This is a genomic window from Methanoculleus sp. DTU007 (assembly GCF_001512385.1).
Lineage (GTDB): Archaea > Halobacteriota > Methanomicrobia > Methanomicrobiales > Methanoculleaceae > Methanoculleus > Methanoculleus thermophilus.
Genome location: NZ_LFRO01000095.1, coordinates 38208 through 48481, shown reverse-complemented (window position 1 = coordinate 48481; position 10274 = coordinate 38208). Strand labels below are relative to the sequence as shown.

At 57.0% G+C, this 10274-nt stretch carries 11 protein-coding genes; 5 read left to right on the top strand and 6 right to left on the bottom strand.

Annotation, left to right across the window (positions count from 1 at the left end; all coding sequences use genetic code 11):
- Positions 1 to 541: 541 nt before the first annotated feature.
- The 3 genes from ACI94_RS09850 to tuf are packed head-to-tail and all read right to left on the bottom strand — an operon-like array spanning position 542 to position 3851.
- Complete coding sequence (locus ACI94_RS09850) at positions 542 to 2221, bottom strand: flippase activity-associated protein Agl23 (protein WP_066954800.1); 1680 nt, start codon at positions 2219 to 2221, stop codon at positions 542 to 544.
- A 12-nt stretch (positions 2222 to 2233) separates the two neighbouring features.
- Positions 2234 to 2542 (bottom strand): 30S ribosomal protein S10, encoded by a 309-nt coding sequence (gene rpsJ / locus ACI94_RS09845; protein WP_066954803.1) that lies wholly within the window; start codon positions 2540 to 2542, stop codon positions 2234 to 2236.
- Positions 2543 to 2573: 31 nt separating this feature from the next.
- Complete coding sequence (gene tuf, locus ACI94_RS09840; RefSeq protein ID WP_286681377.1) at positions 2574 to 3851, bottom strand: translation elongation factor EF-1 subunit alpha; 1278 nt, start codon at positions 3849 to 3851, stop codon at positions 2574 to 2576.
- 178 nt (positions 3852 to 4029) lie between these two features.
- Between tuf and ACI94_RS09835 the strand changes: the two genes are divergently transcribed.
- Positions 4030 to 4332 carry a hypothetical protein gene (locus ACI94_RS09835; protein ID WP_066954809.1) on the top strand — a complete coding sequence of 101 codons (303 nt, stop codon included), beginning with the start codon at positions 4030 to 4032 and terminating at the stop codon, positions 4330 to 4332.
- A gap of 93 nt (positions 4333 to 4425) precedes the next feature.
- Here the strand turns inward: ACI94_RS09835 and ACI94_RS09830 are convergent, their stop codons facing one another.
- From ACI94_RS09830 to ACI94_RS09820, 3 genes are read right to left on the bottom strand one after another with little or no spacing between them, the layout of a single operon-like run.
- Positions 4426 to 5304 (bottom strand): 4Fe-4S binding protein, encoded by an 879-nt coding sequence (locus tag ACI94_RS09830; protein WP_083524739.1) that lies wholly within the window; start codon positions 5302 to 5304, stop codon positions 4426 to 4428.
- Between the two features lie 40 nt (positions 5305 to 5344).
- A complete protein-coding gene (gene cobS, locus ACI94_RS09825; RefSeq protein WP_066954815.1) occupies positions 5345 to 6055 on the bottom strand; it encodes an adenosylcobinamide-GDP ribazoletransferase in 711 nt (236 codons plus the stop codon).
- Positions 6052 to 6486 (bottom strand): phosphatidylglycerophosphatase A, encoded by a 435-nt coding sequence (locus ACI94_RS09820; RefSeq protein ID WP_066954817.1) that lies wholly within the window; start codon positions 6484 to 6486, stop codon positions 6052 to 6054. The genes cobS and ACI94_RS09820 overlap by 4 nt, the downstream gene beginning before the upstream one ends.
- A gap of 406 nt (positions 6487 to 6892) precedes the next feature.
- Here ACI94_RS09820 and cobT point away from each other — a divergent pair, with 406 nt between their 5' ends.
- Genes cobT through ACI94_RS09800 form a run of 4 tightly spaced genes read left to right on the top strand, consistent with a single transcriptional unit; the run spans position 6893 to position 10219 of the window.
- Positions 6893 to 7909: a nicotinate mononucleotide-dependent phosphoribosyltransferase CobT gene (gene cobT / locus ACI94_RS09815; RefSeq protein ID WP_066954821.1), complete on the top strand. Its 1017-nt coding sequence runs from the start codon at positions 6893 to 6895 to the stop codon at positions 7907 to 7909.
- Positions 7910 to 7945: 36 nt separating this feature from the next.
- Positions 7946 to 8500, top strand: a complete 555-nt coding sequence (locus ACI94_RS09810; protein ID WP_066954823.1) for a GMP synthase subunit A — start codon at positions 7946 to 7948, stop codon at positions 8498 to 8500.
- Positions 8488 to 9030: a YkgJ family cysteine cluster protein gene (locus ACI94_RS09805; protein WP_066954826.1), complete on the top strand. Its 543-nt coding sequence runs from the start codon at positions 8488 to 8490 to the stop codon at positions 9028 to 9030. Before ACI94_RS09810 ends, ACI94_RS09805 begins: the two co-directional genes overlap by 13 nt.
- Entirely contained in the window at positions 9023 to 10219 is a 1197-nt protein-coding gene (locus tag ACI94_RS09800; protein WP_066954829.1) for a TraB/GumN family protein, read from the top strand. The genes ACI94_RS09805 and ACI94_RS09800 overlap by 8 nt, the downstream gene beginning before the upstream one ends.
- Positions 10220 to 10274 lie beyond the last annotated feature (55 nt).

Genomic DNA, 10274 nt, shown 5'->3' with positions numbered 1-10274 from the left:
TCCTGGGTATCGTGGGAGTCGTTCTCTACCGTAGGAAGACCCGCTGGGATGAACTTGGATAATCATCGGTAAACTCTCATTTTTTAACCCATTGAAACGCCGTTGTTTCGATTCTGGTGTTCATCCCTATCTTAAAAGGTCGGAACTCTTTAAACTCCTGTCTTCGCGCTTTCTATACTCAATTTCCTGCTAATCTTTGCGCTCATAAGCATGCTATTGGCGAGTCCGGTACAGTGAACTGTGGCAACTCGCGTACTGAGGTATTCGGGGGTATATTTCAACAATAGATGGACTGCAGTCCGAAGCGCGATGGCTCGTTGGAGCGGGTGGGGTCTCGATAGGTAATAAGGTGATACTCTGACTGCAGGTTCCAGGTGCTTCCCGCCCTTCGGACAGTCGTTGAGCACGGGCCTTGTATGGGTCTGCGCAAGTCCAGCTGTTGTCATACCTAAAAATGGGGGCCTACCACCGTCAAACGGTGACGGGGCGGCGGGTCCCGGTTACTGAATCCGCAGTCCCAGACCGATGGCTCAAAAGGTATTCAGGCCGTCGTTCCGGCCGGAGCTTTCGTGAATACTTCTATAATCCGGTTACCCACGTTTCCGTTCCGCAGGAAGTAATACTCAAGCAGCCTGTCTTTGTTCTCCTCGTAGGAGAACCAGTAGTTCAACCGGTAGGCCTCTTTTGTGTAGCCCTCGAGAGCCGGGTAGGTGTCGTCGTCGCGGGTGATCACCACGTCGAAGTCTCCACTATATATCGTCGGTTCGCTCACCTTCTGGCTATAGTAACTGAGCTTCGAGGCATTCTCGCCCCGATAGTACCAGGGCAGCGGCCAATAGTTGTCGGTCGCGATCGCTACCCGGTCTGCAGCATCGATCTTGGCAAAGACCTCCCGCAGCTCTTCGGAGTTCTGCACCTGCACGATGGGTTCGTTGATGTCTGCCGGGGTGAATGCCACATGGAGCGTCATGCCGATCAGGAAGATGCTGGCGACGGCGGCGATGACTGCCTTCCTTGTGGTCATCGCATAGACCGCAACGAAGATCATGGGCAGGAGCTGGTGGAGGATCAGCCACGGCACCTTCTCGCCGATGTAGGCATAGGCCGCAAGTGAGAGGAACATCCAGAATATAGCAAAACGTGCGAACTCCCTCTGTCGGTCGACGGGCTGAATCTTCCCGGTACCTGAGAGTATCTCGCGGAGGTGATCTTTGAAGCCCAATCTTTGCTCGACAGGGAGAGGTTCTACCGTTGGGGGCACTTCCTCACGGTCCTCCGCACCATCTCCTATCTCCGGGGTTCCCGCACGGCCCATCCTTTGCTCTCTCCATCGGAAGATGATGCCGCGAATATCGATGAACTGCAGGATCCCTACTACGGCAAGGATCAGGATCGGTATCTCATAGAGTACAAAGAGCAGGATATAGAAGTACGGTGGTCCTCCGAGGCGCTGCATCTGGTGCATTGCCATCCAGTGATCGATAGCCTGGATCCACCAGGTCAGAGCCAGCTCCGGGTGGGCGCCGAACGATGAATAGAAGGCCACCATGATCCCGAACGCAACGAGGACGCCGAGCACGAGATCCCTGATCCAGTGGGTAGGGAGCTGTACCTTTCTTGTCCAGATCAGATAGAGGAGGTACACCCCAAAGATCAGGATGATGATCGGCATGTTCTCCTTTGCGGACATCCCAAAACCAATCGCCGCTCCGGCAATCAGCGCATATCGCATCTGTCGCCGCTCAAAGTAGTAGAGAAGGGCGACGAGGAGCACCATCGTGAAGAATGCGATGAAGATGTCGTTTCGGAGAAATCGTGAGAAATAGACCATATTTGGTGATACGGCAAGGAAGAGCGCCGCTACCAGGGTCTGTTTCTTATCGAGATACCCAAGTTTATAGATCGGGTAGACCAGCAGGACAAGCAACGTACCGAGCAGTGCCGGGAAGAACCGGCCCACAATGTCGGAGTCCCCGAGGAGTGAGAAGAACCCGGCCGTCACATAGTAAAGGAACGGCCCGTGATACATGGGGTCGTACATGTAGACCCCTTCGGTCAGGAGCCGATATGAGAACCACGCGTGGATAGCCTCGTCGTGGTGGAAGAGTTTTAGATCTAAAAATAAAAAGCGCAGGGCAATTGTGGCCAGAAGTATGAGGAGAAAAACCCCCTCGAATGAGAGTCGTTCACGGAACCGTGTCGTGAACACGGCGGCCTTCACGCCGCTCCCACCTCAACTCTCCAGCACAATTTCGATGCCGATATCTTTTGGAACCTGAATACGCATCAACTGACGGAGTGCGCGTTCATCTGCATCGATATCGATGAGCCTCTTGTGCACCCGCATCTGCCAGCGGTCCCAGGTTGCAGTACCTTCGCCATCAGGGCTTTTCCTGGTGGGCACCACGAGTTTCTTCGTGGGCAGCGGAATCGGACCAGCCAGATTGACGCCGGTACGCTCTGCTATCTCTTTGATCCTATCGCAGACCATCTCAATTTCTTTGAAATCAGTTCCGGAAAGACGTATTCTGGCCTTCTGCATCTTCACCACCAAAAAAATTGTAGGTACTTTCTTATCTCATCTGCTTGGGCGTGATGTTGATACACATGCCTGCTGCAATGGTTGAGCCCATATCCCGGATAGCGAACCGCCCAAGCTGCGGGATCTCCTTGACCTTCTCGATGACCATGGGCTGGGTTGGCCGAATCTTGACGATAGCCGCATCGCCGGTCTTGAGGAACGTTGGGTTCTCCTCCTTGGTCTGGCCGGTGCGCGGGTCAAGTTTCTTCTGGAGCTCGACGAAGGAGCATGCGATCTGGGCGGTGTGGCAGTGGAAGACCGGGGTGTAGCCGGCGGTTATTGCGCTGGGGTGGTGGAGCACAACAATCTGTGCGACGAATTCCTCTGCAACGGTTGGAGGCACGTCGGCAGGACCACAGACGTCACCACGGCGGATATCGCCCTTGCCGATACCCCTGACGTTGAACCCGACGTTGTCGCCTGGAAGCGCCTGCGGGATCTCCTCGTGGTGCATCTCGATGGACTTAACCTCACCCTCCTTGTTTGCGGGCATGAAGCTGACCTTCATTCCCTTCTTCATGACACCGGTCTCGACACGGCCGACGGGCACAGTCCCGATACCGGAGATCGAGTAGACGTCCTGAATGGGAAGCCGCAGGGGCAGATTAACGGGTTTCTCCGGCTCCTTGAGTGCATTCAGCGCATCGAGGACCGTCGGGCCCTTGTACCAGGGGGTGTTCCCGCTGAGTTTTGCGATGTTGTCGCCGACAAACGAGCTCATCGGGATGAAGCTGATCTCATCAGGCTTGTATCCGACTACCTTGAGCAACTGGGAGAGCTGCTCCTTGACCTCGTTGTAGCGCTTCTCGTCGTACTTGACGACATCCATCTTGTTGATACCGACGATCAGCTGGGTGATGCCGAGGGTACGAGAGAGGAAGACGTGCTCCTTGGTCTGCTCCATCACACCGTCTGGTGCGGCGACGACCAGCAGCGCGGCATCTGCCTGGGATGCACCCGTGATCATGTTCTTGACGAAGTCCCGGTGGCCGGGACAGTCCACGACGGTGAAGTAGAACTTGTCGGTATCGAACCGCTTGTGCGCGATATCGATGGTGATACCACGTTCACGCTCTTCCTTGAGGCTGTCCATAACCCAGGCGAACTCAAACGAGCCCTTACCCTTGGCTTCGGCCTCCTTCCTGTACGACTCGATGATATGGGTCGGTACGGCTCCAGTCTCAAAGAGCAACCGACCGACGGTAGTAGACTTTCCGTGGTCGATGTGTCCAATTACTGCTAAATTCATGTGGGGCTTTTCAGCTGCCATAAATTGTTTCCTCCACTCAGATAGGCCTGTCAGCACGAACAGCCTGCTTATGCGAGTAACTTATACGTAGGACGTTCTCAATATAAAGCATTTCTATGTGCTTGGTGAATATGCACTCCCCCAAAACTCCAGTTAATCGACAGAATCTTATCCTCCTGGAATCTACGTTCTTCATATCATGAAGACACTTGAATTTCACCGTGACGATGCGAAGGACCGGGTGACGGTCGCGTGCGCAGATCGTGAAGTTTCAGTTTACTCTTACTGCGGTTACTGTCGACACTGTGCAGGTGTCCGGGTCGGCAAGCGGGTGATCCCGACGCCGCAGCGCCAGGCGCTCTTTGGTGTCCGGCAGGGTGGAAGCCTGGACGAAAATCTGTTAAACGCTGCGGTCATGTTTAATACCCTCGTCCGTGACGGCAGCGCAATCGAGTGTGAGGATGACGCTGGTGAGGGGTTCCGCTCGATGTACCGCTTTTAGATTGGGGATGTGTGTCGCCGGGCCGGGTCGACTGATATCCGCCAGGATCCACCTGCCCGGTCCGGCTGAATGTTTTGGGCTATTGAGCTCCTCTTAATCCTCAGTTTTCTCTTCCTTTGGCCCGAACTCTCTCCTGATCTCCTCTGCAAACTTCTCAAACCCTATCTCATCCATCTGATCCGCGAGGAACCGGTCACTCCATGCGCTGCGGTAGACCCAGTAGACGATCTTATCAACCACCTCGACGACCTCATCCTCGGTCTCAACTGTGACGAGTTCCTGCCCAGCGCGCGGGGATGCTCCACGCCGTCCGCCGACTGTGATCTGATAGTGATCATACTCCGACTTCAGAAGGTGGTAGGGACAGGAGTGGATGCAGATGCCGCACTGAACGCATTTGTTCTCGTCAAGGACGGAGATGCCATTCTTCAGGGATATAGCGCATTCTTTGCAGTACTCTACGCAGGTTCCGCATCCTGTGCAGAGTCCGGGTATGCGCAATGGCCGGATCCGGCCGATGATCCCGATATCGTTCAGGAGCGGGCTGTTGCACATACGGGTACAGCCGGATATGGCGATGCGAAGCCGTATGGGGAGTTCTTTCCCAAAGACCCGCTGATCAATCTTCCGCGCGAGATCTATCGTCTCGCAGTTGGCGTACTTGCACCGCTCCGTCCCCGGGCACGCCATGATATTCACCACCTCGTTATACTCCGCCCCGATGGGTGTCCCATTCTTCTCGAGTGCTTTGGCGACCTTTGGAAGGTTCTCGGGGTTTATATGCGGGATCTCCACTGTCTGGCGCATGGTCAGATGGAGTGAGCCGTCCCCGAACTTCTCACTGATCTTTGCTAACTGCTTGATCTGGGTTGCAGAGAGAACGCCTGCCGGGATCCGTACCCGTACCGTCGCATAGTCTGCGTTCCGTTCAGTGATGACTCCTCCCCGGGAGTAGAGGGCCTGATCTTGCATCATCCTAAAGTAGTAACGGTCGCCAGCATAAAAAAGGTGATTACATGAGAGCAAGGAGGAGGATTGTTCCCGCCCTGACAATCTCGTTTGTAGCCCCGACAACGTCGCCGTTGACACCGCCAAAGAGCCGGCGGGAGAGGGCAAGCATGAGTGCGGCGATGATACCCGTGCCTGCGAGAGCAAGTGCGATCCCTAGCCGGGGCAATGGCAACAGGAAGAGCGGTAGCGCAAGAACGGTTGCCGGGATCAGGAACCAGGGTTTTGCATATCCATGGAGGTAGGAGTGGATCCCCTCCCGGAACGGCACGCCGAGGGTGGTCAGGTACGACATTGCGACCTTCGCGCAGACCTCAGCGACGAGGATGGCTGCCGGGAGATTCGCCACGCTCTGGAGCCCTGAGTACGCAAGAAGCGTGACGATGATCCCCGCCGCAACGGCGCCGGCCCCCGTGGTCCGGTCGGTCATGGCCGCGACCCTTTTCTCCCGGCTCCCGTGTGCCATAAGTCCGTCACCAAAGTCCAGCAGGCCGTCGAAGTGGTTGCACCCGGAGAGTATGAGTACTGCCGCGAGAGCTACGGTGGCAGCCACCGTAGGAGATGCTATCCAGTATACGATGCCGGCCGCAATCCCACCGATGACATAGCCCGCGAGCGGGTAGAGGTAAGAGCGGCGGGCGAAGTGCTCAAACTCGACTGGTCTCCCGAGGGGGAGCGATGTGCAGAACTGCAGGAGGGCTAGAACGGATTTCACATTGACTCACTGTAGAGACGCGATGTGCAGCCTGCGATCAGTCCGGCTATGGCGTCGTCGAGGAAGGGCCCGAGTTCCTTTAAGATGCCCGGTTTCTTCTGATCGTAACGGGTGAACTCGAATCGTGCGTAGGTCCCCCCGATCACCTCGGCGATGGCCATGCCGATGATCTCGTCCGAGAGCAAAAAGACCGGATCGTCGGCGATCTCTGAGTTCTTCCGCTTTACGTAGAGTTCGTCCTCAAGCAGTATGGCGCCGAGGAGGAGGGATGAAATGTTCGGGTCGTCCAGAGCCTTTCGGATCTTTTCATCGAGCCTGCGCACGGCCTCATCTGCTCCAACCCCGTGGGGAACGTAGAGTTCCATCGCCGTGGCGACGATATCATCTCTTTTGATGCCTCTCTCTTCCAGCCTGCGCTCTATTTCAAACATTGCTCAAGTATTGGCGATGTGAGGTATTTTGGCGTTTGTATTGGCGAGGCCCAAGAGATGGCCGAAGATCGTCGACGCGCGGGCGGGGCAAGCGTGTGGCACTGGCGATGCGAAGAGCAGAGTTTGGAGATCCCTTATGGTTTTTAGAGTAACTCCAGCCAAAAAGGGAGGTGTATGAGCACCGCAAGGTGCGGGTACCGGTGTTCACCAATGAATTGAAGCACCGAGTATCGAGTTCGGGATAACAGGCGAGACCTGAAGCCGAAAGATGCTGCAGCTGCCCGGGAAAGCCCTGTGACAAACCTCGTGGTCGATGCGCGCCCCGGACCTGTAACACCCGCCCCCGTATCTTCCAGTATCTTCCTGACAGCAACCTCTACTACCCCGCCCCCCTCACATTGTACTGATGTCTCGTCCATTTCTCTCAAATGATCCACAGTTCAGGCCCAAGCGCCCGATGATGGCGCTTATCCTCGGCAATACTCTGCTCTCCACCATCCCCGGCATATCCGGTGCCGGGCCGACCCCCGAAAAGACCCTGCTCACACCGAACCTGGACGCGGAACTCGTCACGACCGGCGCGATCACGAGCGTCTCGGCCAGGCCGAACACTCCTACCGGGTGCCCGACGCCGGCGAGCATCACCCGGTCAATGGTGGAGCTGACGGGCCTTGCTCCAATCTTCATCAATGCAGGGCTTGTCCATCCTCCAACCGTCCCCTGCCTGGACGTTTACGGGAGCCCGGGCGGCGACCCCCGGAAAGAGGATGCTGTGCCGCAGGCAGCGCAACTCTATGAGCGGGGTGAGATGATCGGGAGGCTCCTTTCGCAGTACAGCGACTTTTTGATGCTTGGCGAGTGTGTCCCCGGCGGCACCACCACTGCTCTCTGCGTCCTGCGGGCGCTCGGCTACAATGCCTCGGTCAGCAGCGCCTTTGCCGAGAACCCTCTCGGCCTGAAGGATTCTATCTGCAGGGAGGCGCTTGCCCGCATCGAGGCCGCCGGGGTCCACGAGCCGCTGGATATTCTCCGTGCTACGGGCGACCCCATGATGCCGGTGGCGGCGGGAATCGCAAGCACGTACACCGGAGAGATCTTCTTTGCCGGCGGGACCCAGATGCTTGCCGTCGCGGCTATCTTAAAAGGGCTCCATAAAAGGGTGCCGCGCCTTGCAACAACGGTCTATGTCAGGGACGACCCCTCCGCGGGATTTGTTCGTTCGGTCGCCGATGTCGGCGCTACCGCGTACTTCGTCGACCCGAACTTCGGCGATATTGGACATCCCGGGCTCGCTCGCTACTGCATCGGCGAGGTCAAAGAAGGTACGGGTGCTGGAGGTGCCCTGATGCTCGCCTATCTTATGGGTCACAAACCCGAGGAGATCACTCAAAAAGTCTATGATTTTGTCAGGCAGTATGCCTGAGGAAGGACTATACCTTTTTAAATCCACCTATAAACAATGCTTCCACTCTATGTGGTTAATAATTACGGACAGTTCAACCACCTGATCCTCCGAACGCTTCGTGACATGGGTATTGAGACCAAGATGATCTCGAACGAGACGCCCCCGACCGAGGTCGCCCGGGGGTGCCGGGGGGTCATCCTTGGCGGCGGTCCAACTCTTGAGCGCATCGGCGTCGCCCCTAAATACCTGGATCTCGGTATTCCGGTTCTTGGTATCTGTCTTGGGTTGCACATCATGGCGACGGCCCGGGGAGGCATGGTCCGCCGGGGTGCTAGAGGAGGGTTCGGTGCGGTCGAGGTCGATATTCTCGAGCGAAACCCTCTCCTGGAGGGTTACCCGGACAGGATGCAGGTATGGGCATCCCACGCAGATGAGGTCTCGGTCGTTCCGGAAGGGTTCGTCCGGCTTGCAGAATCGGAGATCTGCAGTGTGGAGGCGATGGCCTCTCCCAATGAGCGTCTCTATGGTGTCCAATGGCATCCGGAGGTCAGTCATACTGTCAATGGACGGCTTCTCTTTGAGAATTTCAACCGAATATGCTTGGAATAGATGATGTTGCGAACCGGATCAGGTCCGTCGGGTTTCGTTGCCTGGGGTGTGGTGCCTGCTGTCGGCGGGTCGCCGAGGACTCGAACCTCGTGCTGGTGAGCCCTGCTGAGGTTAGAAAGATCATGGCGGCAACGAAGATGTCCTGGGATGAGGTTGCCGAGCCCTATCCGGACTTTATCGAGTCTGAATCTGGCGGCCAATATACCCTTGCCTGGTGCATCCGGCGCAATGAGGATGCATGTATCTTTCTTCGGGACGGCAGATGCTCAATCTATCCTCACCGCCCCTGGATCTGCCGCACGTACCCTTTTATGCTGGTCGACGACGACCTTTTGGTCTCGGAATGCCCTGGCCTTGGCACACCACTCTCTCTCCACGATGCGCATGTTGCAGCGGCCGACCTCTGCAGGAGGCAGGCCGCTGAGACCGCAGAGGAGATCGGCCTGCGCGCTGCCTATCAGAGGGCAGTGGTACCGCCGGGAAAGCGCGCCGTGATCGATAGTGAAGGCATGAAGGTGCTCAATGGCTGAGATTCGCCTTGTCGGGACGGCGCACGTCTCACAGAAGAGCATTGATGAAGTCCGGTCGGCTATCGAGGAGTTCCAGCCCGACATCGTCGGCGTAGAACTCGACCGGGGCCGATACATAGCGCTCACTCAGGAGGTGGCCGAACCTTCGGTCACAGATATCCTAAAGGGCGGGAACTTCGGGCAGCTCCTCGTCCAGTGGGTGCTTACCTTCATCCAGCAACGGATCGGCGCCGAGACTGGTGTTAAACCCGGCTCTGAGATGCTGGCCGCTATCGAGGAGGCCCAGGCGCATCAGATATCTGTGGGACTTATAGACCGGGATATTCGGATCACGCTTGCCCGGTTCTGGGGAAAGATGGGGATCTGGGAGAAGACCAAACTCATCGGTGCTCTGCTCTACTCGCTGGTGGGGGTTGAGGGCCAGGAACTTGATGTGGATGAGCTCACGAACCAGGATGTGGTGAGTGCCGCGATGGAGGAGTTCCGGAAGTTCTCCCCAAAGGGTGCACAGGCTCTCATCGATGAGCGGGATGCCTATCTTGCTCACCAGATCTTGATGCTCGGGACCCAGTACGAGAGGGTGCTTGCAGTCGTCGGTGCCGGACACATCCAGGGGGTGCAGCGTTACCTTGACGCACCGGAGACGCTGCCGCCGCTCCAGTCCCTGACGGGTGAGGTGAAGGGTCTGCCGTGGGCGAAGATCTTTGGAGCGGGCGTCACAGTCCTCTTCCTCCTCCTGATCGCTGCGATAGCCTTCTCCGGTGTGGGGCTCGATGTTCTGCTGGCCGCTCTCGTCTACTGGGTTCTGATCAATGGTATCTTGAGCGCCGCGTTCACGCTGCTTGCCGGTGGACATCCTCTCTCGGCGGCTACGGCGTTCGCCGTCTCCTGGATGACGTCGCTCAACCCCCTGCTTGCGGCCGGGTGGTTTGCAGCCTATGTTGAGGCAAAGATGCGAAAGCCTGCCATCGGAGATTTGAAACGGATCATCGTGGCGGAGACCTTCTCCGAGATGCGGAGGATCCCGCTCTTTAGGGTGGTGCTGGTTGCAGCTCTTGCGAACGTCGGGAGCACACTCGGGACTGTTGCCTATTTCCTCTTCATCTTCCCGTTCCTAGGGGTCGATCCAACCGTGGTCGTCACCGACGGTTTTACGAACATGCTGCAGATGATACAGGACCTCTTTTAGGGTCGGGTCCCGATCTGGACTACCTCTGCTTCCCTTTCCCCAAGGTATTTAGGCC

What these genes read in the sequence shown, in the direction of transcription:
- rpsJ (WP_066954803.1), bottom strand. Translation starts at nt 2,542, where the DNA reads ATGCAGAAGGCCAGAATACGTCTTTCCGGAACTGATTTCAAAGAAATT.
- tuf (WP_286681377.1), bottom strand. Translation starts at nt 3,851, where the DNA reads ATGGCAGCTGAAAAGCCCCACATGAATTTAGCAGTAATTGGACACATC.
- ACI94_RS09835 (WP_066954809.1), top strand. Translation starts at nt 4,030, where the DNA reads ATGAAGACACTTGAATTTCACCGTGACGATGCGAAGGACCGGGTGACG.
- ACI94_RS09830 (WP_083524739.1), bottom strand. Translation starts at nt 5,304, where the DNA reads ATGCAAGATCAGGCCCTCTACTCCCGGGGAGGAGTCATCACTGAACGG.
- ACI94_RS09820 (WP_066954817.1), bottom strand. Translation starts at nt 6,486, where the DNA reads ATGTTTGAAATAGAGCGCAGGCTGGAAGAGAGAGGCATCAAAAGAGAT.
- cobT (WP_066954821.1), top strand. Translation starts at nt 6,893, where the DNA reads ATGTCTCGTCCATTTCTCTCAAATGATCCACAGTTCAGGCCCAAGCGC.
- ACI94_RS09810 (WP_066954823.1), top strand. Translation starts at nt 7,946, where the DNA reads ATGCTTCCACTCTATGTGGTTAATAATTACGGACAGTTCAACCACCTG.
- ACI94_RS09805 (WP_066954826.1), top strand. Translation starts at nt 8,488, where the DNA reads ATGCTTGGAATAGATGATGTTGCGAACCGGATCAGGTCCGTCGGGTTT.
- ACI94_RS09800 (WP_066954829.1), top strand. Translation starts at nt 9,023, where the DNA reads ATGGCTGAGATTCGCCTTGTCGGGACGGCGCACGTCTCACAGAAGAGC.